16 protein-coding genes are annotated in these 24,880 nt (G+C 48.5%); 10 read left to right on the forward strand and 6 right to left on the reverse strand.

The window, feature by feature from the left end; genetic code table 11:
- Positions 1-53 precede the first annotated feature (53 nt).
- From M3661_RS05120 to M3661_RS05145, 6 genes are all read left to right on the forward strand, one after another.
- Entirely contained in the window at positions 54-1,349 is a 1,296-nt protein-coding gene (locus tag M3661_RS05120; protein ID WP_251482817.1) for an ABC transporter substrate-binding protein, read from the forward strand.
- Between the two features lie 60 nt (positions 1,350-1,409).
- Positions 1,410-2,306, forward strand: a complete 897-nt coding sequence (locus M3661_RS05125; RefSeq protein WP_065293701.1) for a carbohydrate ABC transporter permease — start codon at positions 1,410-1,412, stop codon at positions 2,304-2,306.
- Positions 2,307-2,319: 13 nt separating this feature from the next.
- Positions 2,320-3,162, forward strand: a complete 843-nt coding sequence (locus M3661_RS05130; RefSeq protein WP_065293702.1) for a carbohydrate ABC transporter permease — start codon at positions 2,320-2,322, stop codon at positions 3,160-3,162.
- Between the two features lie 85 nt (positions 3,163-3,247).
- Positions 3,248-5,443 (forward strand): alpha-L-rhamnosidase-related protein, encoded by a 2,196-nt coding sequence (locus M3661_RS05135; RefSeq protein ID WP_251482819.1) that lies wholly within the window; start codon positions 3,248-3,250, stop codon positions 5,441-5,443.
- A 65-nt stretch (positions 5,444-5,508) separates the two neighbouring features.
- Positions 5,509-6,243 (forward strand): beta-phosphoglucomutase, encoded by a 735-nt coding sequence (gene pgmB, locus M3661_RS05140; RefSeq protein ID WP_251483213.1) that lies wholly within the window; start codon positions 5,509-5,511, stop codon positions 6,241-6,243.
- A gap of 62 nt (positions 6,244-6,305) precedes the next feature.
- Positions 6,306-8,612, forward strand: a complete 2,307-nt coding sequence (locus tag M3661_RS05145) for a glycoside hydrolase family 65 protein (RefSeq protein ID WP_251482821.1) — start codon at positions 6,306-6,308, stop codon at positions 8,610-8,612.
- 79 nt (positions 8,613-8,691) lie between these two features.
- Here the strand turns inward: M3661_RS05145 and M3661_RS05150 are convergent, their stop codons facing one another.
- From M3661_RS05150 to M3661_RS05170, 5 genes are all read right to left on the reverse strand, one after another.
- Positions 8,692-10,740 (reverse strand): methyl-accepting chemotaxis protein, encoded by a 2,049-nt coding sequence (locus tag M3661_RS05150; protein WP_251482823.1) that lies wholly within the window; start codon positions 10,738-10,740, stop codon positions 8,692-8,694.
- A 261-nt stretch (positions 10,741-11,001) separates the two neighbouring features.
- The gene (locus M3661_RS05155; protein WP_251482825.1) at positions 11,002-13,062 is read right to left on the reverse strand and encodes a methyl-accepting chemotaxis protein; all 2,061 of its coding nucleotides are present in this window, start codon (positions 13,060-13,062) and stop codon (positions 11,002-11,004) included.
- A 250-nt stretch (positions 13,063-13,312) separates the two neighbouring features.
- Positions 13,313-14,494, reverse strand: a complete 1,182-nt coding sequence (locus tag M3661_RS05160) for a hypothetical protein (RefSeq protein WP_251482827.1) — start codon at positions 14,492-14,494, stop codon at positions 13,313-13,315.
- Between the two features lie 25 nt (positions 14,495-14,519).
- A complete protein-coding gene (locus tag M3661_RS05165; RefSeq protein ID WP_065291279.1) occupies positions 14,520-15,236 on the reverse strand; it encodes a YiiX/YebB-like N1pC/P60 family cysteine hydrolase in 717 nt (238 codons plus the stop codon).
- A gap of 99 nt (positions 15,237-15,335) precedes the next feature.
- Entirely contained in the window at positions 15,336-16,610 is a 1,275-nt protein-coding gene (locus M3661_RS05170) for an esterase/lipase family protein (RefSeq protein ID WP_251482828.1), read from the reverse strand.
- 225 nt (positions 16,611-16,835) lie between these two features.
- Between M3661_RS05170 and M3661_RS05175 the strand changes: the two genes are divergently transcribed.
- The 3 genes from M3661_RS05175 (at position 16,836) to M3661_RS05185 (ending at position 23,167) form a co-directional block, all read left to right on the forward strand.
- Positions 16,836-19,361: a GH39 family glycosyl hydrolase gene (locus tag M3661_RS05175; RefSeq protein ID WP_285852837.1), complete on the forward strand. Its 2,526-nt coding sequence runs from the start codon at positions 16,836-16,838 to the stop codon at positions 19,359-19,361.
- Positions 19,362-19,616: 255 nt separating this feature from the next.
- Positions 19,617-20,858 carry a PTS sugar transporter subunit IIC gene (locus M3661_RS05180; protein WP_251482830.1) on the forward strand — a complete coding sequence of 414 codons (1,242 nt, stop codon included), beginning with the start codon at positions 19,617-19,619 and terminating at the stop codon, positions 20,856-20,858.
- A 23-nt stretch (positions 20,859-20,881) separates the two neighbouring features.
- Positions 20,882-23,167: a beta-glucosidase family protein gene (locus M3661_RS05185; RefSeq protein ID WP_251482832.1), complete on the forward strand. Its 2,286-nt coding sequence runs from the start codon at positions 20,882-20,884 to the stop codon at positions 23,165-23,167.
- 129 nt (positions 23,168-23,296) lie between these two features.
- Here M3661_RS05185 and M3661_RS05190 read toward each other — a convergent pair whose 3' ends face one another.
- On the reverse strand, positions 23,297-23,995 hold the full coding sequence (locus M3661_RS05190) for a cupin domain-containing protein (protein WP_251482834.1): 699 nt from the start codon (positions 23,993-23,995) through the stop codon (positions 23,297-23,299).
- A gap of 196 nt (positions 23,996-24,191) precedes the next feature.
- On the opposite strand from M3661_RS05190, the gene M3661_RS05195 reads away from it, so the two are divergent.
- Positions 24,192-24,737 carry a putative glycolipid-binding domain-containing protein gene (locus tag M3661_RS05195; RefSeq protein ID WP_251482836.1) on the forward strand — a complete coding sequence of 182 codons (546 nt, stop codon included), beginning with the start codon at positions 24,192-24,194 and terminating at the stop codon, positions 24,735-24,737.
- Positions 24,738-24,880 lie beyond the last annotated feature (143 nt).

Here is a 24,880-nt window from a genome sequence, read left to right on the forward strand (position 1 = left end):
GAAGCTGATCCATGCATGAACACGCAGTGCACATCTAAAGGGAGGGTTATGAAATGAAAAAATGGGCTTGTCTATTGGTTGTGACGATGATGGTTCCGCTGATTTTGTCTGCTTGTGGCAGTGGAAAGACAGATGGCTCGGCCAAGGGAGACGAATCCAAGGAAGTCGTTGAGCTGAAGTTTACGGCATGGGGAGACGTGAACAGCGGTCAGTCCGAGGTGAAACTGGCTGAGGAATTCAACAAAACGCACGACAATATTAAGGTGAAGTTCGAACCCGTCCCCGGTGATGGGTACGGCACGAAGCTGACGACTTCTCTGGCAGCGGGTAATGCGCCGGACGTATTCCTGATCGGTGAGGGAGACTTCTACAAATATGTTGATAAGGGCGTAATTGAGCCGTTGGATAGTTATCTGGCAGAGGATAAATCCTTTGATACAGGCTTATTCCAGCAGGATCTGCTGAATATGGGCCGTATTCACGACAAGCTGTATTATTTGCCCAAAGATTTCAACCCGCTGTCCTTATGGTACAACAAAGCGATGTTCGATGAAGCGAAGATGGAATATCCAAATGAGAACTGGACATGGGATGACCTGATGGACACAGCACAGAAGCTGACCGCGAAGGACGGAAGCGGCAAATACGTTAAATTCGGCTTTAACGCAACGAAGTGGGAATATCCAATATACACCTATCTGTGGTCCAATGGCGCAGACATCAGCAATGAGGACGGGACAAAAGCCGAAGGCTACATGAACAGCGATAAGACGATTGCTGTGCTTGAAAAATACATCGCCATGTCCAAAGGGGCTAACAAAGTGTCGCCGACACCTCAAGATGCAGAAACGCTGGGCGGAGACAGCTCGATGTTCATGACGAACAAGCTGGCGATGATGGTAACAGGCCGCTGGGTGAAGTCGGATTTGGACAAATCGGATGTGAATTATGGAACGGCGCTTATTCCGAAGGGGGAAGGCGGCAACCGCGCCGGTATCATTGCGGCAGCGGGCTGGGCGATGAACACGAACGGGAAGCATAAGAAGGAAGCTTATGAATTCATGAAATGGCTTTCTGGCACGGAGGCCCAAAAATTGCGTTCGGAAAATGGATTCGTGCTTCCAGCAACCGTCAAGGAACTAGAGGAAGTAAAAAGCAAGGAAATTGCAGACAAACCGGTTATTGAAATGATGCAGTATGCGAAAAAGCCGGTTACGCTCATATCCGGCCATGGGCCGATCTTCGTAGAAGAGTTCAGCAAAGCGTTAGAGAAAATTTTGCTGGATCGATCCTCCATCAAGGATGCCTTGGATGAAGCCGCAAAAGCGATTGACAGCAAGATCAAGTAAATTGGGGTATGGTGGAGCCGACTCGCTCTGCTCCACCCTCCATTCTTCAAGGAGGTTCCTATGGGCAAATTTCGTTCGGAAAAAACCGGATATTGGTTTATCCTTCCGTGGTTTCTGGGACTGCTGTTGTTCACGATCGGGCCGATGATTTTCTCGTTCGTGCTTTCCTTCAGCAAATGGGACATTATTACGGGAATTGATTCGATTCAGTTTGTAGGCTTTGAGAATTTTATTCAAATCTTTCAGGATGAGCTGTTTTACCAGTCATTGAAGGTCACCTTCATCTTCGCGCTCGTATCCGTACCGCTGTATCAAATGATTGCGCTGTTTGCGGCAATGCTGCTTAATATGCGCAGCCGCGGCATGAAATTCTTTCGCTTAATCTTCTTTATGCCCTCTGTCATTCCGGCGGTGGCCGTGTCCATGATGTGGATTATGATATTGAATCCGGAATACGGCATTCTGAACAAAGCGCTCGCTTGGTTCGGAATCCAGGGCCCTGCTTGGCTGCAAGATCCGTCTTACGCACTCGGTGCGTTAATCGTGATGGGAATATGGGGCATAGGCAATACGATCATTATTTACCTGTCAGGACTGCAAGGCGTACCTGAAGAGTTGTATGAAGCCGCGCAGTTGGATGGAGCCGGCATGCTGCGCCGTTTCATAAACGTAACCGTTCCAATGATTTCTCCTACCATTTTCTTCAATCTCATTATGGGGATCATCGGTGGCTTCCAATATTTCACGCAAGCGTTCGTCATGACCAACGGCGGACCGTTGAACTCCACACTGTTCTATAACTTGTATTTGTATAATAAAGCATTTTTGACCTACGAAATGGGATATGCATCGGCGCTATCCTGGATTTTGTTCGCCATTATCTTGATTTTAACGCTGCTTGTCATTCGCAGTTCCTCCATGTGGGTGTATTACAACGGCGATGACGACAGAGATTGAGAGGTGTCCATCAATGAGTACAAGTGCGATCAACACGAGGAAGCTGGCTAATGTTCTATCACTTGTTCTATTAACGGCAGGCTCGCTTATTATTTTGGTGCCGTTATTATGGACGATTTCGACCTCATTGAAATCGCCCGGTGAAGTATTTGGTGACCAATTCTTTCCGAATATTTGGAAATGGGATAACTATGCAAAAGCAGTAACCGCAATACCGTTCTTCACGTTTTTGGCGAATACACTGATCATCTTGATTCCGGTCTTAATCGGTACCGTATTCTCTGCCGCACTGTGTGCATATGGCTTTGCGAGATTCAAGTTCAGAGGCAAGCGCATTCTATTTCTCGTTCTGCTGGCGACAATGATGCTGCCTGGCCAGGTGACGATGATACCGATGTTCATTATGTTCAAAGAGATCGGATGGGTCGATACGTTCCTGCCGCTTATCATTCCGTCCTTTTTTGGGGGCGGGGCCTTTAATATTTTCTTGATCCGGCAATTTATGCGTGGAATACCGAAGGATTTGGATGAGGCTGCGTTCGTGGACGGGGCGACTCGATGGACGATTTTCACGAAGGTCATGCTGCCGCTGAGCAAGCCTCCGCTCATTGCCGTAGCGATTTTTACATTCATGGGCGTGTGGAATGATTTCCAGGGTCCGCTGATTTATTTGAATACGACGGATAAATATACGCTTGCGTTAGGATTGTCGATGTTTAAAGGTCTATACAATGTCGAATGGAACATGCTGATGGCGGCCACCATTCTCATTATGCTCCCTGCGCTCATCGTATTTTTTGCGGCACAAAAATACTTTATCGAAGGGATATCCATTTCGTCAGCTATGAAAGGGTAATACGGGATGGGCAACGGAGACGGAGATGCTTCAATTTAGTGAGCTGGGAATCAAGTGAAATCACATCGATAAGGGAGAGGGCACTATGTCAAGCAAGATAAGCAGACACCCCTTCAACGTGTACTTGAATGCGGGGGAGTACGTTAAAGTAAACGGTACGCAGGACGGTTATTTCCCCGATTTTGGGCATCATGTTGCGAATGAAATGGGCGGAGTATGGCTGCACCCGGTTAAGCTGCTGGACGGCTTCTGGCTAAAAGTTACGGATACCGAGCGGCATATTTCCGTATGGTCGAAATCAGATTCTTTTGAAAATTTGCCATGGGGAAGCCGGTTCGGATACGACCATGGCTTGGGACATATACCGGTAGAAATCACGCGAACACAGTTCGCGCCGGAGCTGGAAAAAGGATTCGTCGTTCATTATGAAATCCATAATTATGCGGATTGTAATACGCACTTGAGCTTGGAACTGCTCGCACGGACGGATCTTCGTCCCGTGTGGTTCTCGGAGGAAATTGGCATACAGGACGGAGAGGAGGATACGGCCCAAATCTTGACGCCTCGCACGGTGCTGGCAAAGGATTGTGACCATGAATGGTATGTGCTGGTCGGTACCGATCTTCCCGGGGATCAAGTGGAAACAGGCCGGCATTTATTCGGACCTGAGTTCACGAGCGGGAAAGGGACGGGGATTACATTTGCCGCTGATGTCACTTTGGCTGCCGGCGAACGATTGTCTTTTCACGTTGTAATCGCCGGTTCTTATATGTCCCGTGAGGAATGCGAGCAAACGTATCGGACACTATCGACTTCTCATTCTGATTTGCTGAAGGAGAAGCAGGCTCTGTATGAACAAATTGCACAGCGCGCCGAACTGGAGATCGAAGGGGAGAGCACGCTTAATGAAGTGTTTGCGTGGGTGAAGTGGAATAACCAGTGGCTTGTTCAAACTGTGGACGGGATCGGCAGAGGATTGACTGCCGGGTCTCCGCACTATCCGTGGTGGTTCGGCTGTGACAATACGTATGCGCTGCAGGGCGTACTGGCGATCGGTGATCAGCAGCTCGTGCGGGACACGATGGGGCTGTTGCGGAAGAAGTCGAAGGAAGTGAACGGCAACGGCCGCATTGTGCATGAGATTACGACGATGGGCGTCGTCTCTAATCCGGGAAATACGCAGGAAACCGCGCATTTCATCGCTTTTGTCTGGGAAATGTTTTGCTGGATTGGCGATGTGGAGCTGCTGCGCGAATACTATCCGGATTGTGTGCACGGCTTACAGTGGCTGCTTGAAGAGATGGATCCAGATGCAGACCTGCTGCCTTCCGGTTATGGAATTATTGAAATCGCCGGCTTGAATATGGAGCTGATCGATTCGGCGGTGTACACCGTGAAGGCTGTGGAAGCTTTGATGCACATGAGCGCAGTGCTGGAAGAACGCGAGAACCACGAGCGGTACAACATGCTGTATGAACGCATCCGTGAAGCTGTAGAAGCGCTGTATTGGTGCGAAGAGGAATCGCTGTATGCGGACGCAGTGGCGGCGAAGAAAGATATCGCTCCAAAGGCTGGCGTCATGGCAGCACTGGCTGAGAAGCATGGGATTGCTGACTATCGCGAGTATATCGAAGATTTGCTCGCCCGCCAGTCTGATGAGGAGCAAGAGCGCGGCTGGCTGCTCAACAAGAACTGGGTTATCGTAACGCCGATGGAAGCGGGAATTGCCCAGGCTGATCGTGCGCAGCGAGCGCTGGCAAGTATGCGGAACGAGGAGTTCATCGGCGAGTATGGCACTTATCTGGCTGCTCTGTATAAGCAGGGCATGATGACGATCTCGACGGGAGCGCATGCTGTAGCCGAGGCTACCTATGGCAATGCTGATGCGGCCTTGGATTTGTTGAACCGGATGCTGCGCTCCTACTCCATGGTGCTGCCGGGCTCCATGAGTGAAATGTCGCCTGATTATGGCTGCGCGGTTCAAGCGTGGACGACTTATGCGCTGGCTGTTCCCGTCATCCGCCATTTCTTCGGCATAAAGCCGGAAGCTTATCGCAGCCATGTTCGGCTGGAACCGGTTATTCCGACCGCTTGGGCGGGGAAGCGAATGCGGCTGCAGCAGGTTCGAATCGGGAAGGCGCTGTTCGACATATCGTTGACGATGTCCGCCGCTTCCAAGCTGCATGTTGAGATTGACAATCCCGATGCATGGAGCTTCGCAATCTTGTGGAATGGACAAACCGTAGAGAGCAGCGAGAAGCACATTCATTTGCAGATATAAGGGCATATCTGTTTGCTTGAAGATAGGAAATGTGAAATAAGCAATGAGCAATGGAAATGGGGACGATGGAACGCAAGGACAATCATGAACTGCATACATATGAGGGGGAGAATCGGATGAAGGTGGAAGCTGTCTTATTTGATCTGGATGGCGTCATTACTGATACTGCGGAATATCACTTTATGGCTTGGAAGCAGCTGGCAGCCGATTTGAATATTGAGATCGACCGCGAGTTCAACGAGCAGCTCAAGGGTGTAAGCCGTATGGAATCCCTTGAGCGCATATTGCGCCATGGAGGATGCGAGCATAACTTTACGGATGCGGACAAAATCGGGCTTGCGACGAAGAAAAACAAGCAATATGTGGAGCTGCTCAAGCGGGTAACGCCGCAGGATGTGTTTCCAGGAATTCGCGAATTGCTGCTGGAGCTGCAGGATAACGGTGTGCATGCGGTCGTTGCTTCGGCAAGCAAAAATGCGCCGCAAATTTTGCAATCCTTAGAGTTGACCTCGTTGTTCGATTATATTGTCAATCCGGACGAAGTTGCACAAGGCAAGCCGGCGCCTGATATATTCCTGCGCGGTGCTGAAGCCGTAGGCGTGCCAACAGACCATTGTATCGGAATCGAAGATGCGCAGGCTGGCATTGCCGCGATTAAATCTGCCCATATGGCGGCGGTCGGCATCGGCAACGAGAACCTGCTGAAGGCCTCGGGGGCGGATGTCGTACTGCCGACGACGGAGGCACTGACGCTCTCTTTCCTGCAATCGGTAGGCAAAGCGGAAGCAGCAAATCAATAAGGAGCCGATCATCAATCGGCTTCTTTGCTTTTAGCAACGGATAGGCGAAGGGGGAACCTGACATGAAACAAGGAAGCATCATTTATCCGAATGAGCCTTGGACAATAACAGAAGAAACGCCAGCTCTAGTGAATAATCAGCGCAGCGAAACGGTGTTCGCCGTCGCGAATGGCTACATCGGCATGCGCGGCAGCTTCGAGGAGGGCTTTAGCGGTTCGGAAGGTTTGTCGCTGAACGGAACTTATTTGAACGGATTCTACGAATCTACTCCGATTCAATATGGGGAGGAAGCCTTCGGTTACGCCAAAAACAGGCAAACGATGTTGAACGTTGCCGACAGTAAGGGCATTGAGCTGTGGGTGGACGGAGAAAGGTTCGATGTAATGAAGTCAACGGTAGAAGAGTATCGTCGCCAGTTGCATATGCGCCAAGGCACCATGACACGAAGCTTGCGCTGGAAGACTGGACAAGGCAAGCTGCTCGACCTGCATATCGAGCGCTTTGCGTCTTTTGCTGAGAAGCATCTTGCCTTGATTCGTTATCGGGTTACACCGCTCAATTTCTCGGGGCCATTGCGAATCGTCTCCACCATGAACGGGGAAGTGTCCAATCAAGTGACGATGGGCGATCCTCGGACAGGCTCAGGCTTTGCAGGACAAGTGCTATTGACGAAGGAGTTGAAGGTGAACGGAACGTATGGCGGCATGCTGCATCGCACGAAAAATACCGGATTTACGCTGGTGTCGGGTATGGAGCATGACTTGAATACAGCGTATACAGCCACAACGGTCATGCAGGATCAACGAATGGAGATGACATTCACGGTGGAGGCTGTTCAAGGAGAAGCCGTCATGTTTGATAAATTCATTTCCTATCATAGCTGTAAGGAAGAGACGCAAGCCGACTTATGGCCCCGTTCGATTGCGCTGCTAACCTCTGCCAAAACGAAAGGCTATGAATGGTATCAGTTACAGCAGGCGGACATTCTCGCCGAGTTCTGGAGTACTGCAGATATTTCCGTAGAAGGCGATCCGGCACTGCAGCAGGGGCTTCGGTTCAATGCTTATCATTTATTTCAATCGGTCGGCAGGGACGGCGAAACGAATATGGGGGCGAAGGGCATTACAGGAGAAGGCTATGAGGGCCACTATTTCTGGGATACGGAGACGTATGTTCTTCCCTTCTTCTTATATACAAACCCCTCTATTGCCCGTCAATTGCTGAAGTATCGCCACCGAATTCTGCCTAAGGCGAAGGCGCGCGCGGCAGAGCTGGGCTATGCAGGGGCATTGTATGCGTGGCGGACGATCGACGGAGAAGAGACGTCTCCCTATTATCCAGCAGGCTCGGCCCAACTGCACATTAACGCGGATATCGCTTATGCTGTGAAAAAGTATGTTGAGGCGACGAATGATGACGCCTACCTACTGGAGGAAGGCTTGGATATTTTAATCGAGACGTGCCGATTTTTTGCCGATGCGGGCGATTGGATCGAAGGGAAAGGGTTCTGCCTGAATGGGGTGACGGGGCCTGACGAGTATACGGCCATGGTCAACAATAATACGTACACGAATGTGATGGTGAAAGATCAGCTCGAATTTACAGTACATTCGCTGCGGCGAATGAAAAACGACATTAATGCATGGAACCGGCTCACCTTGTGTCATCAGGTAAGCGATCAAGAATTGAATGAGTGGTCAAGAATGGCTGAGCATATGTATGTTCACCGTGCAAAAGGCTTGATCGGACAAGACGATAGCTTCTTGGACAAGGCTGTATGGGATTTTGAGGGTACACCCAAGGATAAATATCCGCTTCTGTTACACTACCATCCGATGGTTATCTATAAATACCAGGTGCTCAAGCAGGCGGATTTGGTGCTTGCCTTTTATTTGCAGGGACATCGTTTTACGAAAGAAGAGAAGCTAGCCAACTATCGGTACTACGAGCCGCTGACGACGCATGATTCTTCCCTGTCGGCCTGCATTTATGCCATTGTCGCGGCAGAGCTTGGCGAGATCGAGAAAGCGTACGACTATTTCATGCAATCGGCGCGGATGGATTTGGACGATTTCCATGGCAATGTCAAGGATGGCATTCATTCCGCCTCCATGGCCGGCAGCTGGCTGACAATCGTGAACGGCTTTGCGGGCATGCGCCATGACGAGCACGAATTAACCTTCTGTCCAACCATTCCAGCAGCTTGGAGCAGCTACGCGTTCCGAGTACAGTATCATGGCAGAATCGTTGAAGTATCGGTAACCAAAGACGCTGCGACATATACGTTAGCTGTGGGTGAGCCGGTTCGGCTGAAACATGGAAATAAACCGTTCGTGCTGGAAGGCAGCATGACAATAAAATTACATTAGAATAGGAATAATTTCATACCACACGAAAATATTTACGCAAATAGACCGTTTCTGGTAAGGAAACGGTCTATTTTGCATTCTATTCGGTTTTGAAGTTCGAGGAAGCCTCTCTTAGCTGCTTGGTCAATGCGTCGATCTCCTCAATCATGGAGGCCAATTGCTGCACCATAGCTGATTGTACTTGAATCGTGGAGGTTACCTGCTCAACAGAAGCAGACACTTCTTCGCCAGAAGCGGACAAGTTCTGAGCCAGCTCCATAACGTCCTCTTTGCCCCGCTTCATGTTGTCCATTTCGTAGGCCATGCCCTTGACTTGTTCAGTAATGTCAACAACGTTGTTCAAAATGGCTTCAAACGCCAGCTTCGTATCGTCTACGTATTGATTTTGCTTGGCAGACACATGTTGAAGGCTTCTTACTGATCCATTTGCCTCCTGCGCCAAGCTTAGGTTGTCTGTGATGATCTCCTCGATCTCGCTTGACTGCTTGGCACATAGCTCCGCCAATTGTCTTACTTCGGAAGCGACAACGGCGAATCCTTTGCCATGCTCCCCAGCTCGTGCGGCTTCTATTGAGGCGTTAAGAGCGAGCAAGTTCGTTTGTTTTGCAATCTTGCCGATGGTTTCCGTAATGGAGGCAATGCGCAAGGAGCTTTCCTCCAGCTTGGCTGTGATGGCTGCGATTGAAGCAACTTCCTGTTCACTGTCACCATGGGTATGGATCAGCTGATTCACGACTTCATTTCCACTATGGAAGACTTCAATAATGGAATCCGTCCGCTCCTTCACAGCGGATGACAATTGATTGACAACTGCAATTTTATCTCCGAGATCACCGAACTTATTTACGATTTGCTCGGTATCAAGCGCTTGGGACTCTATAGCTTTGGCGATTTCCATGGTCGTAATCGATGTTTCCTGAATGGATATCGTCGTCTGCTTGGAGGCGGTATCCAATTCATTTGTGCTTGTGTTCAAGTGCTCAATTGAGTGATTCATTTGGGAAATCAGGCTCTTATTTTGTTCGACCATAACGGTGAAACTATCCGCCAAGTCTTTGAATTCACTCTTGTAGTTGCCTGTTGCGGCAACGGTAAGATCGCCGGACGCCAATGTCTTGAACAAGTCGGTTAGTCTTGCGATTGGCCGCGTAATCGTACGTGAGATGATGATACCTATCGTCAAGGATATCAATAGGGCAACAAGCGTAATGATCGATATGTTGGCGAATAGATCATTTAGAGGTTTCTTAATGTTCTTATAGCTGTCTTGCACCACAATTGTCCAATCTGCTTTCGGAATTTTGGAATAACGGATAAAGTATTCCGGATCCTCAATACCTCCTCGGGAGATTTGCCCCTTAACGGGAGTCTGAACGACTGAATTAAACTTGTCGGATTCTACCATCTGCCCAATTGCCGAGTTATTGCTTGAGTGGAAGATGGTTCGGCCTTCGCGATCCAAGATTATGGTGCTTCCTTGCCCATTGTCGTCCGCATGCTTCAGTTGGTCTACAAAAAACGAGGTGTTTACGGTCATAATAAACACACCTTCAACATTCGAGCCATCCCCCAGGATAGGCTGAGCGAACACAACCACCTGACTGCCGGTACTTTTGGATACAATCGACTCGCTGATGAACGATTGTCCTTTCATTGCCGCTTGGAAATAGGCCCGATCCGTGCGGCTGCTCCCAATGTTGTCTCGGTTCGAACTCGCAATGATGATGCCGTTCTTATCGATGAGACTGCCCGAGCTCGTTTTGAGACTATCAGCCATCAGCTTATTCGCCTTCATGAAAAGCGGATTGCGTTCAGAGAAAAAATCGGCATCCATTAACGAATGCTCCGCCCGAAGTTGCAGCAAGGAGAGGTATGTCTGATTGATAGACGCCAAATAGATGGACTGCTCCTCCAGTTGCACGGACGACCATAACCCTTCACCGATGCGGTTGGCATTCAAAATCATGTTGTTCTTGCTTTCCTTCAAAAGCATGTCGGATCCGTACCAGTACAATATGGAACTTGTTCCGATCAACATGCATACCGCCAAGGTGCTGATTAACAACGGAAGCTTTACTTGCAGTGACATATTCCCGATGTGAATGCCCCACTTCTTATGTGTTACCATCCTCGTCTCACCCCTGATGTACAAGATATGTTCCTATGACCCCTATGTAAATCCGATTTTCCATCTCTGTATATGCCTCCTTCCCAACTATTTGGAAAAATATGATCAGAAGTCTATTAATCTATTCAACGGAAAAATTTAAGTGTTTTTATATAGGTAAATTACGGTAAATGGGCGGGGTGAACACTTGAGTCATAAAGAAATAAAGAAAGGGGCGTCCCTAGTCATCTCAAATGACTATTGGGAGCCCCATTTTGCATGTTATTCGGTTTTAAATTTCGAAGAAGCTTCCTTCAGCTGCTTGGTGAGGCTGTCAATTTCCTCAATCATCGAGGACAACTGCTGCACCATAGCTGATTGTACTTGAATGGTCGAAGTAACCTCCTCAACGGAAGCCGATACTTCTTCGCCAGAGGCGGATAAGTTCTGTGCGAGCTCCATAACGTCATCTTTGTTCTGTTTCATAATATCGATCTCATGGGCCATGTCTTTAATCTGTTTGGTGATATCCATGACATTATTCAGGATCACTTCGAATGCCTGTTTTGTCTGGTCGACATATTGATCTTGCTGAGTGGATACGTTTTGGAGACTGCGTACGGAATCGTTCGCCTCCTTGGTCAAGCTTAGGTTATTCGTAATGATTTCCTCAATGTCGCTTGACTGCTGCGCACACAGTTCTGCGAGCTGTCTGACTTCGGAAGCAACGACACCGAATCCTCGGCCATGTTCACCGGCGCGAGCGGCTTCAATCGATGCGTTCAGTGCTAGTAGGTTCGTTTGCTTGGCGATTTTGCCGATCGCTTCCGTAATCGAAGCAATGCTGATCGAGCTTGCCTCTAGCTTGGTGGTAATGGTCGAAATGGAGCTGACCTCTTTCTCGCTGTCGTCATGGGCCCGGATAAGCTGGTTGATAACTTCATTTCCGGTATGGAAGACGTCAATAATAGAGTCCGTACGCTCCTTAACTGCTGACGACAATTGGTTAACGACTGCGATTTTGTCACCGAGATCACTGAATTGATTAACAATATGTTCAGTATCGAATGATTGAGATTCCATCGCTTTTGCGATTTCCATCGTGGTGATCGAAGTTTCCTGAATGGATATATTCGTTTGTTTGGAAGCAGCGTCCAATTCGTCTGTATTTGTATTCAACTGTGCAATGGAGCGGTTCATGTGGCCAATCAAGCTTTTATTTTGTTCCACCATGACCGTGAAGCTGTCTGCCAAGTCTTTGAATTCACTCTTATAGCTTCCTGTAGCAGCGACGGTGAGATCGCCGGAAGCCAGCTTCTTGAACGATTCTGTTAATCTGCCTATTGGCCGTGTTATGGAAAGCGAGATAAGTAAGCCAGCAGCTACGGACAGCAGCAGAGCGCCGATCGTTATGAGTGATATGTTCATAAATAAATGATCGAGTGGGCGCTTAATGTTGGCATAACTGTCGAACGAGAATACAGTCCAGTCTGCTCCTGGAATCTTCGAATACAGAACATATTGATCGGCATCGTCAAGATTTCCGCGAACAATATCCTTGTTTCCAGAAGCCTGGAAAATCGATTTCAGCTTGTTGGATTTGATCTGTTTTCCAGTCGCAGTCTTATCTTGTGAATGGAAGAGCGTATGGCCTAGGCGGTCTGTAATCATAATTGTGCCTACTTTATCGCCGGCCATTTGCTTCAACTGGTCCACGAAGAACGAGGTGTTGACCGTCGAAATAAAGACACCGTCTACCTTCGAGTCGTCCGCTGATATCGGTTGAGCGAATACGACGATTTGGCTTCCGGTGCTCTTCGAAGTTAAAGCGTCACTTATGGTCGGCGTTCCCTTCATGGCAGCCTGAAAATAAGCGCGATCTGCGCGGCTTTGCCCGATGGCTTCCGGAGTGGAGCTTGCAATGACGATCCCTTTCTTATCAATGAGCTGATAGGATTCCGTGCCCGTACTGCCTTGGAAACTTTGGGCCAGCAGCCTATTTGCTTCGGTGAACAAGGAATTGTCCTTCGAAAAGAAATGAGCATCATCCATAGACGACGCTGCTCGAAGATCCAGCAATGAGCGGTATGTACCATGTATTGAGGCCAAATATACGGACTGTTCTTCCAGCTTTACGGAAGACCATAATCCTTCGCCGATGCGGTTGGCGTTCATAGTCAAACTGTTTTTGCTTTCCTTCAAGAGAATGTCAGAACTGAACCAGTACAGTATTGTACTCGTTCCAATCAACATAGCTACTACCATCGTGCTGATTAACAGTGGGAGCTTTACCCTCAGCGACATATTAACGATGCGAGAAGTCCACTTCTTCTGTGTTACCATGCTAGTCCACCCCTGCTGTTATATTTTGCGATGCTATGGTCTGCTTTTACGCGGTTGAACGTCTAATCACCTCCTTTCTGAATAGGTTGGAAAAATATGATGTTGTGCTCATTCAATCTATTAAACATATAATTTTAAGTAAATTTCTATAGGTAAATTACGGTAATCAGGGGAGGGAGGGAGACGATCTCATTCAAATGAAAAGGGCTGCCTCGTCTTGGATGAAGATGAAGGCAGCCCGCGAGGGCATTTACAGATTGGTGAGCATTTGAAAATCATATAAGTAGACGCCGGAGGAGAGTTTCGAAGCCAGGTTAGGAATAAGTAGTTTTTTCAGCAATTTTCCATCCGACAATTGGTATTGTTCAATCTTATGTATTTGGTCGGACTCATCATAGCGGAACAGGTAATAGAAAGTGCCATATACGTAGCCCATTGCATCGTTCAGATTGGGTGTCCGATGGAACTTGGCAAGGGTGTTGGACTTCACAGAAGCCTTCGTATCCAGTGAGAACGAGAAAATTGTACCGTAGCCGTCTACATAATAGAGCATCTTATCCACGATGCCGATACTATTGGCGCTAAGCGAGAAATATGCATTGTCTGGCTCTTCTCCGTATGTATGAAGCGAATAGGTTGTTGCCGTATGTGTGGACTTATTAATTTCCATAAGCTGAAGATGGATACGATTGTGCTCATCTCGGGTTGAGAAGACCACGTACATATTGTTTGGTGTGGAAACCATCTTCGATTGCACGATAAGAGATCCTGTATAGATGTCCAATAGAGGATATTTCGTTTGTTGAAGCTTGTTCCCCTCTAGCTCCATCACAACTAGATTTAGCCCTTGCAGAGAGGCATGATCGGAGGTTAATGCATAGATATGATTCTCGTCGCTGCCCTGCGCCTCAACAAACTCTGGAATATCCGCGCAATTATGGTGCTGCGCATCTCCCCAGCGGATGGTAGATATATAGTTGTCATGGGTGTCAATCCCTTTGTTGAACAAAGCATAATATAACTTGCTCGAGGTTAAGTAGCCCGACATCTGTCTATACCCTGCACTTACTTTACAACGTGAAGAATATGTATCCTCAGTTCCCTTGCCCTGCTGCACATGAACCTTCTCTCTTGCTTGGATGACAATGCGATTCGAGTCCTGAAGCTGGACAGGGGCATTCCATTCCAATCCATCTCCGTTCCGAGTCTGAATGCTCCCGTCCTTGTCGATAGACAAGAAGTAAGAGTTCCCGCCGCCGATGATTTCCTGGGATAAGGAAGTAGAGTAGTAGACAAGGGCGACGGGAGGGTTATTCAGCTTGGTATTATTGTCTTGTGGAGATGATTGAGAACAAGAGATGAGAAGAGAGGAAATGACTAGGAAGACGGTATAGATAAGGATGCGTAACATAGCCTGATTCGAGGTCTTCAAGCTTCTCATCTCCGTTCCGAACAAATTAATAGCTTCTTACTGTTGTGAACATGGATGAGTCGCGAATATCGACAGGATATACACCGAGTCCGCCATCTCCATCAATATCGATGTTGGCTTTCTCTTTGAAGGCGCACCATACTAACTTGGAGCAGTTCTTGTCGCCGGAGCATGAGGTAAGACGATTCGTAGCAAAATTGTAGGAATACTTTTCACCGATACGGCCATTTGCCCAGTCAGCAGCTTGAGACCGCGCAGTTGCGCCTGCATATTCGTTCTTGAGGGTGAGAATCTTGGAGCCGCTATCTACTCGCTTATCAATGAGCTTTACTTTGCGGACTCCTGTGCTAGGGACAGACTCGACGATATAATCTGGTGTGTAGTAGATGCCTACATGGCCATGAGGGATGCCGATCGTCGAAGCGGTCTCGAAGAACACATCGCCTTTGCTGGAAGAGGCGAGCTGATAAGCTCCTTGACCTTTGTCCCCTGAGGCGATGCTCATTTGCGGTGACAGCCTTTTGGAGCTGAGCTCCTTGTACATCTGTTGGATGATGATGTTGCGTGGCTGATTAGTAACCTGGGAAGCGTAATCAATTTCGGACAAGAGCTGTTCCTTCGTCACATCAGGGTATACCCCTAACACGCGATCCAGCTGTGCTTCTTCATCTTGACCCAACGCGCCAACGGTAGTAGGAACGAACAACGTCAACAGAAGCATAACAAGCAAAATCTTTTTCATTCAAATCCTCCCATCTATCAATTGGTATACTTTCACTCCTATCATACAATCAACTTGGGAAAATATTCAATAATTTTACTAATTATTAATTTTTTTGTATTAAGGAGTTGCATTGAGCCATTGTTCGATGACATTTACGGATTGCGGAGCCCAGGCTAGTTTTAAGTGATTGAGCTTCAAGGTAACATTTCCTGCGACAGTTCCAATTCCATCCGTTGCGGAAGCACTGTTCACGAATACCACTCCATCGCTGGGCCCTGTATGCTCATTGTGTACGTTCGGAATGTTGTTTTCATTGCCAGACAGTAGGTAAGTGGCAATTGTATCTGGTATGCCAGAGCCTATAAGTTTGTTAATGAGCGATCCCTGCTGAATTGCGGTATCGATCCCATCTCCTTTCGTGAAGAATCCCGTACCTCCATAATAGGTTGTATACCAATCTTGCTCAGTTGCCGGAAGCGGGTACGTAGTGTCCCATTTTGCCAACATTTGCTTTTGCCCGGGGAAATAGTTGCCTTGAGAAGTACTGTATATGGACAGCTCGGGATGATTGCGCCAGATGCCATAACATATCATTTGTGTGTGGGGAGAAGGGGCATTGACATTGCCGCCGCATTCCGGAATGATTCCATAATTGAAGGTCCATCCGTGCCTGAATATAAAGTCCGTTCCTTTATTCGGACTGCCAATGAGAATAAGTTTTCGAATATCATTGGCATACGGAGTTCCGCCGCCTTTTGCTACGGAGGAAGCATACATCCGCGAGGCGAAGGCCCCTTTGCTCCAAGCGACAACATCAACTTTGCTGGCACCCGTTGTTTGCTTAATAATATGGATCGCATTCTGGATGTGCTCGGCGGCATAGTAATTGTCCCCATGCTTGTGTCCGAATCCGATTGCAAATACTTTATACCCTTGGCTGACAAGCTGCTGCATCAGGCCTGTGCTCGGGCATGAGGAAGCTCCACATGTATTCGGCCCAAACTCATTTGGGTTAGCCCAAGCCCGGTCGGCATTGTCATTAGCGCCATGGACGAGCAGAACGGGTGTGGATTTTGCATTGGTGTCATATTGAGGTGCATAGTACAGCAAGAAGCGGCTTGAATGGGGCTGGCCAACGCCTCCGAAGAAGGTGAGCCGCTGTCCATTCTGATCTCCTCGGCCATCTGGGGGATATTGTTCCGCTGTGAACATGGGATTACTGTCCTTCCAGCGTTCTACCTTGGCCCAGCCATTGGCGACATTTGGGAATGATTGCTCCATGGCCAGCGTTGATCCGCCAGCCTGGACTTGCGAGAAGGAGATGAGCAGCGTGCACATGAGGAGCGCGACGAAGGTCACCATGAGCTTCTTGCCATGCTTAAAACGGGACATAGCATCCTCCCTTTCCTAGACTGCTTCGAGGCAGTCCTTCATTAGTTATCGGGAGTTCGCGAAGGACCCCCTAAACTTCATTATAAAGAAAACGGTTACAATTTAGTTGCTGAGCATCAGTAATAAGTTCCCTGTACTGGAATTAGTTTTGTGTTCGGAGGAAGAAGAAGGCTCCTTGAATTTCCTGGACGCTCTATCACATAATAAAGTATGGAAAGGGGGAGCTTGATTATCCGTTACTTATACGAGTTTATACAGCACCAAGACGATTTGCCTATCAAATTATTCGTAAACAGCGTGAAGCATATCCATTTCCATTGGCATAAAGAGATTGAAATTATTTATGTTCTTCAAGGCTCGGTGGTCATGTATACGGATCAGCGCCAATATTTCCTTCATCAGGACGATATTATTGTCATCAATAGCATGTCCGTGCACAAGATTGAGCGTACGAACGAGGATAACGTGCTGCTAACGCTGCAATTCGGCCCGGAGTGGCTCGACACGAACGCGTTTATTCATTGCAATTCCAGTACGCAGACGGAGGAGAATCGCGGCAGCTATGATGTCATCCGCCATTATTTGGCGAAGATGGTCTATGAGATCAACAAGAAGGCAAGCGGCTTTCGCAGCTACACCCTGGGGTGTCTGCAGATGCTGTGCGGCCATCTGCTGCGCTATTTCGCATCAGGAACTAACGAGGCTGTCGAGGAAGATACGAAGTCGTATGACTACAAGCGGCTGAATCGGGTGCTCGAGTACATCGATCAGCATTTTAACCAGAAAATTACGCTTCAGACGATGGCGGATCAGGAGCATTTAAGCCTGCATTATTTTTCGCATTTCTTCAGCGACAAAATCGGCATCCCCTTTCAAAAGTATTTGACGCTTGTCCGTCTCGAGAAAGCACAGGCAGAACTGGCCAATACGGCCAAGAGCATCACGGAAATTGCCCTCGACTGCGGCTTTGCTAACGTTAAGCTGTTCAATAAATATTTCAAGGAAAAATACAATAGCACGCCGAGCGCATATCGTGAATCTTTCGCCCTGACCGATTTGCCGGATCCAGATCGAAAGCCGCTAACCTATGAAGAGTCATCCAGCGGAGACTATTACGAAACCGATACGATTCAGGCAATGTCTTCACTGTATCGTTACCTTCATCTCCATTCGGACGAGGGAACTGAGTCCAGGCCCGTTTCCCCGGTGCCGGGAACTTTATCAGCCGCTGCTTCAACGACGGTAAACGTAATGGTTCATGCGAATGAGCAGAGCGCGCCTTTCGATAAGCATTGGAACGTCGTCACGACGGCAGGACGGGCGGTCGAGGGATTAAGAGAGGACTGGCGATGCCAGTTCAGCGGGATGCAGCGCCAATTTCCTTTTCAATATATTCGCTTCCACGGCATCTTTAATGATGAAATGATGGTATACAGCGAGGAGGCTGACGGTACGCCGATCTACAATTGGTCCTACGTGGACAAGCTGTATGATTATTTGCTTCAGCAGGGCGTAAGGCCCTTCGTCGAGCTTGGGTTCATGCCGAGTCCCTTGAGAAGATCGAATGAAACCGTTTTTTGGTGGAAAGGCAGCATTTCCCCGCCTAAGGAGCAGGCCAAGTGGGATGCTCTGATTCAGGCATTCGTTCGCCACTGCATGAACCGCTATGGCTGGGAGGAGGTGAGCCGCTGGTACTTTGAGGTATGGAACGAGCCTGACTTGTCCGGCGTGTGTTGGGCAGGGACGAAGGAGGAATACTTTGCATTCTATGAATCGACGGTGCAGGCGATTAAGTCCATCTCACCGGAGCTTAAGGTCGGCGGACCTGCTCTTGGCTACGGTTCGTTATGGAACGATACTTGGGCGGAGGAGTTTTTGGCGCATTGCAGCGATCATCAGGTGCCGCTCGACTTTTTCTCCTTCCATGTGTATTCGGAGTACCCCTTCCAGAAGGAAGAGAATGATCGCCTGACCACGATCATGCCGCCGTCCTTTTATATGGAGAGCATTGACCGATTGAAAGATAAGCTCTCGGTTACGCCTTATCGCGATGTGGAACTATTCATAACCGAGTGGAACTTCTCGCTGTATGACCGCAATCTGGTGCATGATACGGCGTTTATGGCCCCGTTCGTCATTTATCATGCGCTCACAACGCTTGGCACTATGAAGGGACTGGCCTTCTGGTCTTTTACAGACGTATTCGAGGAAAGCATCGTTCCGACATCCCACTTCTACGGGGGGTTCGGGCTTATTAATCGGGATGGGCTAAGAAAGCCAAGCTACTATGCTTTTGAGCTGCTGCACAGGCTTGGGGATCAGATCATTGCTCGCGGGGACGGTTATTTCGCGACAAGGCGCAGCGACGGCAGTGTCCAGCTGCTTCTGTACCATTACGTGCATGTCGATCAGCTCTTCGCAAGTGGAGATTGGTCAGAGTTGTCCGATACGAATCGATATGCCGTATTCGAGGAGAAGGGAAATAAAAGGTTCCATATCCACCTCGAAGGGCTTGTTGGGAGCTATAAAATGACAAGCTACCAGCTGGACCGCGAACACGGATCTGTGTTTGATGAATGGATCCGACTTGGCGCCCCTCAATTTCTCACTGAGGAGGAGCTTCATTATTTGGACGCTCGAAGCGGGCCGGTGATGAATACTCGGATGATTTATGGTGTGCAGGGCTGGCAGCAAGAAGTGACCCTTCCACCTCATGGCGTGATCTTGCTTACGTTTGCAAGGCAATACTAGTCGGCCTCAGTTGCAGCAGGAGGCTTCTGTTTTTCTTATTATCAGTGCCATGAAACGCAAAGTGCACCCCTTCTCGGAGGGGTGTTTTTTGTTGTGTAAACGGTTTCCATTCTGCAAATGCTAATCCGGTTGGGGGTAGGAGAACAAGAAACGTCCCTAATTGCAGCAAAGAAGAACAAGAAAGCGCTCTCAATCAATTCTATACTTAAGACATGACATAACCAATCAATAATATGCTGCGAAGGGGGAATATACATGGATCGTCTCATGAAGTGGATGAACGAAAAATTTGCGCCGCGTTTGGAGGCGTTTACAAACAACGTATGGGTATCTTCCATTCAGGAAGCCATTATGGTTACACTACCTATGATTTTTATTGGATCGTTTGTTACCTTGATCTCGATTCTGAAAGACTTTATTCCGGGAATGCCGGACTTAACGCCTATAACTACATTCAGCTTCGGCCTGCTGGGGATCTTTATTGCTTTCCTAACGCCCTACACGGTGATGCAGAAGAAAGGGCGCGACAAAATCAAGCTCATTGCCGGCGCGACAGGCATCTCCTTATTCCTGATGCTGCTGAAGCCCGTCACGAACGAAGACGGAACGATTCAGTTCATTATGGAACGTTTCGGGCCTTCTGGAATGATTACCGCGCTGCTTGTCGGAGTTGCGGTGGCCGTAGTACTCAATGTGTTCAACAATTTCTCATTTTTCAAAAAGGATTCGAACTTGCCAGAGTTCATCATGGAATGGTTCGACTTCCTCGTTCCGATTGCGATTATTCTTACGCTGGGTTGGGTGCTCGTATATCAGCTGAACTTCGATATCTTTGATTTGATTGTAAGCGTATTCGAGCCAGTTAACGCATTAGGCCAAACGCTATGGGGCTTCCTGCTCTTTAACATAATTGGCGTCGCGCTGTATTCCTTCGGGGTCAGTCCGTGGGTGATCATCCCAATCTTCTATGCAATCTGGATTCCAGCGATTGAGCAGAACGCAGCCCTGGTGGCGCAAGGACTTGAACCGGTCAACATTAATACGTTTGAAACATTCTTCTCCGGTTGGCTCGGAGTAGGCGGACTTGGTGCGACCCTGCCGCTTATCATCTTGTTCCTGTTTGCAAAATCGCAGAAGCTGAAATCGATTGGCAGGGCGACGCTCGTTCCATCTTTATTTAACATCAACGAGCCTGTGATATACGGAGCACCGATAGCATTTAACCCGATTTTGATGATTCCGATGTGGATCAACGGTATCATTACGCCGATTATCGTATACTTGGCGCTAGACCTTGGATTCGCTCAGATTCCAAGCAAGGTGTTCCAGCTGTGGTATACGCCGATTGGAATCTCCACATACCTCATGTCCGGCTTCAATGGGCTTATCCTGTTGGCAGTCGTACTGGCTATCATCTTTGCCGTATGGTATCCGTTCTACAAGATTTATGATGCGCAAGAGCTGAAGAAGGAGCAGGAAGAAGCGAAACAGCAATAAAACATAGAAAGTGGGGAAATATTATGAATCAAAAGATAAACGATTGGATGAAGGAATTAACGCTAGAGGAGAAGGCTTCGTTATGTGCAGGACTGAATATGTGGATGACGAAGGGGATTGACCGCTTGAACATCCCACCGATCCACATGTATGACGGTACGAATGGCATCCGTAAGACGAATAGCGATGAAGAGATGGGGATTGCTACGGAGGGGAATATTCCAGCTACGTGTTATCCAACCGGCTCCGCGATTGGTTCCTCTTGGAATATGGAGTTATTGCACGAGGTTGGTGTAGCGCTTGGCGTTGAAGGGAAGGAAATGGGCGTCGAGCTTCTGCTAGGGCCTGGCATCAATATGAAGCGCACACCGCTAGGCGGCCGCAACTTCGAATATTATTCCGAAGACCCTTGTCTGTCCGGTGAGCTCGGCGCAGCCTTCGTGAATGGGCTTCAAAGTCAAGGCGTTGGCGCTTCCGTGAAGCACTTTGCCTGCAATAACCAGGAGTTCGAGAAGATGGTGACAAGCTCGGAGGTCGATGAGCGTACCCTGCGCGAGATTTACCTAAGTGCGTTCGAGCGGATTATTAAGAAGTCCGATCCATGGACAATTATGTGCTCTTACAACCTGCTTAACGGCTCCTATACGAGCGAGAATGAGCATCTGCTTGATGACATTTTGCGCAAAGAATGGGGCTATGAAGGCGTCGTATTGTCGGACTGGACGGCGGTCAACGATCGTATTCGCGGTCTCAAGGCAGGACTTGATATTGAAATGCCTGGACCTGCGCATTACAATGCAGCTGCGATTGTGGAGGCTGTTCAGAATGGTACTTTGTTGGAGGAGCAGCTGAATAAGAGCGTGCGGCGCATTCTTACATTGGTAGAGCAGGTAACGGCCAATGAAGAGGAGTCGAATACGGCTGCAATTGATTATCATGAGCTGGCGAGAAAAGCAGCGGCTGAGAGCATTGTACTGCTCAAAAATGATAACGGCATTCTGCCGATTGACCCTGCTAAGGCCCAATCTATTGCCGTAATCGGTACATTCGCGAAGAAGCCGAGAATTCAAGGCGCGGGGAGTGCCGAAGTGACGCCAACGTGTGTCGACATCCCATGGGAAGAGGTGCAGAAGATTGCCGGCGAGTCTGTACAATTCAGCTATGTGGAAGGCTACCCGAAGGATGAGCGTATCGATGAGGCCATGATCGAAGAGAGCGCAGCGCTTGCAGCGAAGTCTGATCTCGCGATTCTGTTCGTCGGACAACCCGAATATGCGGAGTCCGAAATGCATGACCTTGAGAGCATCGATCTTCCCGAGCATCAGGTGAAGCTAATTCAGGCGGTAGCGGCTGCACAGCCGCGATGCATTGTCGTAACGAGCAGCGGTACTGCAATGGCGATGCGCCCTTGGGTGCAGCATGTACCGGGTGTGCTCCACTCCTGGCTGACTGGGCAAGGCTCAGGCCGTGCAATTGCGGAGATTCTGTTCGGCTTGACGAATCCATCTGGCAAGCTGTCCGAGACATTCCCTGTGAAGCTGTCCGACAATCCATCCCATATGCGAATCCGCGGTGAGAACGGCAAGCTGTATTACCGTGAAGGACTGTTTGTCGGGTACCGCTACTATGACCGCAAGGAGCTTGCGCCGCAATTCCCGTTCGGCCATGGATTGTCCTATACGACCTTTGCTTACTCGGACATGAAGGTTATGCAGCATGATCGCCGCGTAACCGTGTCTCTGCAAGTAGAAAACACGGGAGCCGTAGCAGGGAAAGAGGTTGTCCAACTGTATGTTCACGACGAGGAGTGCAAGTGGACGCGTCCAGAGAAGGAGCTCAAGGCCTTTGCCAAGATCGAGCTTCAGCCGCATGAGAAGAAGGAAGTCGTGTTCGAGCTGGAAGAGCGGGACTTCGCTTACTACAATACAAAGTACAATCGTTGGGTCGCCGAAACGGGCTATTTCAAGCTTGTTGCAGGCAGCTCTTCCCGGGATATTCGCCTGACGGAGCGCGTATTCTGTGACTTTGGCAAGGAAGAGGTGTCTTTCCACAAGTTCAGCCTGTTAAATGACTGGATCGCTGATCCGCTTGCCAAATCGGTATTGGAAAAGTGCTTCAATGAGATGAATAAGCATGTTATCGACCAGGTGGTTTTGAATGAAGGATTTGTCGGATTCTGGGGAGACTTCCCAGCGATTAAGGTTCTGCAAATGTTCGGTCAGAACTGGCTCGTTCACCGTACTCCAGATCAAGTAATAGAAGAACTGATTGCCGAAGTGGATCGCGAGCGCCGTCAAGCGGTTCAATAAAGGCAAAATACGCCGCGGTTATTCGGTTAACTTCATAGATAGGAAAGAGGAATCCCCCCATGCGTTGCCATCGGGGGATTTTTCTTCGTTTGCGGAATATCTATAATTTGCTTGCCGCTGTGATCGATTTCAAAAAAACGTTCGTTGAAAAGGATAATAGGGAGGAAATCCATTTGCTGAATAAGCAGGGTGTTGATACTGGGAGTAAGGGGAGTGTGGATGTGAAGACGAGTTAGAGGAATAGCTGTAGGTTGAATGCGTCGTATCATCGACTTCCTGTTCACAACATGCTTGGCAATCTGCCGGTGGCCCGATGACAACGGTCTTTGTAATTGGGGCTAATGTATCTTTTACTTTCGCCTCATCAAGGCAATACGAATGCGCCCAGGCTGCTGGAGGGGTCAATCGGAGTATATCTGAGCCGAAGATGACTTCTGGAGTAGGTGCATCGAAGATCGCAATCAGATGCGTATTGTCTTGGTTCGCAACCTCATAATGCCACCAGCCTTGAGGCACATTGGCGACCTGACCTGGCTTGATTTGATAGTTTAATAATTGATTCGTGAACGGATTAATGAGGCTGACAAGTGCTTCTCCTGTTACACAATAGACCAATTCACTCGCGTTCTGATGAATATGGGGTTCTACCGTATTGCCGCTGCTTAAATAGATATCCAGTAACGAGGCGTTGCCTAGCGTGTTTAATTGGCTTGCGCCCAATACGTTAATGTAGTTGTTTGCATCTTTGCGAAAGAATAAGGACTGATTCACATCATAAGCAAAATGAGCATCCGGTGAAGCGAAATCAATGGAGTTATTGGTAGCCACTGCTCGTAACCTGCCTTTACAAGAATTTGTATGCCATATCATATGTATTCGCCTACAAGACGTGAGCCCAAATTCTCTAGTTGGAGTGCAAACCTCAGGTAAGGTAGAATGAAGTGGTAATCTATGGATAGGTGCTAGACGCATTTATAGATACGGCTGACAAGGAAGTTGCGACAACATGGAAAAGGGAGGCATCATGATGACATATGATGTCATATGGAAACGGCTTGAAGGCGAAGGCCTTGAATACTGTACAGTTACTTTGCAGCCTGCAACGGTAATTCAAGGCAAAGTAATCTGTGCCGATGCGGATCGCTGCTTCGTTGAATATGAAGTGAAGTGCGATGCAGAGGGGGGGACTGAGGAAGTCGTGGTGCGTTACCACGAAGAACAGAAGTTAAGAACGCTCAGGCTGGAGCGGGATCATCAAGATCGCTGGACAGTGAATGGGGTAGTTCGAGAAGAACTAACAGGCGCCAAGGATATTGATATCGGTGTAACGCCATCGACCAATGTGCTGCCTATTCGGCGTTTGCAACTCGAGATTGGCCAATGTGCCGAGGTTATGGCGGCCTGGATCTGTTTCCCCGAATTCACGGTGCAGCCATTGCTGCAATCCTATGAGAAGACAGGTGACAACACCTATATTTATCGCTCCATCGATAGCGGATATACTGCTCGTCTACAGGTGGATGCGAATGGGGTTGCTATGAATTATGAAGATCAGTGGAAGGCATTATAGGCATTCTGCAGGTACAGGCAGGGTGCTGAAGCTGGAACAAGAAGATCAGGATTAACAAGCTTCCTTAGTTTGCCTTGCTTATCGCAAAACTAGAGCAGACCCCATGTCGCTGTATGTGGCGGCAATGAGGTCTGCTTTTCTCA

It is taken from the genome of Paenibacillus sp. MER 180 (assembly GCF_023713665.1).
GTDB lineage: Bacteria > Bacillota > Bacilli > Paenibacillales > Paenibacillaceae > Paenibacillus_B > Paenibacillus_B suaedae.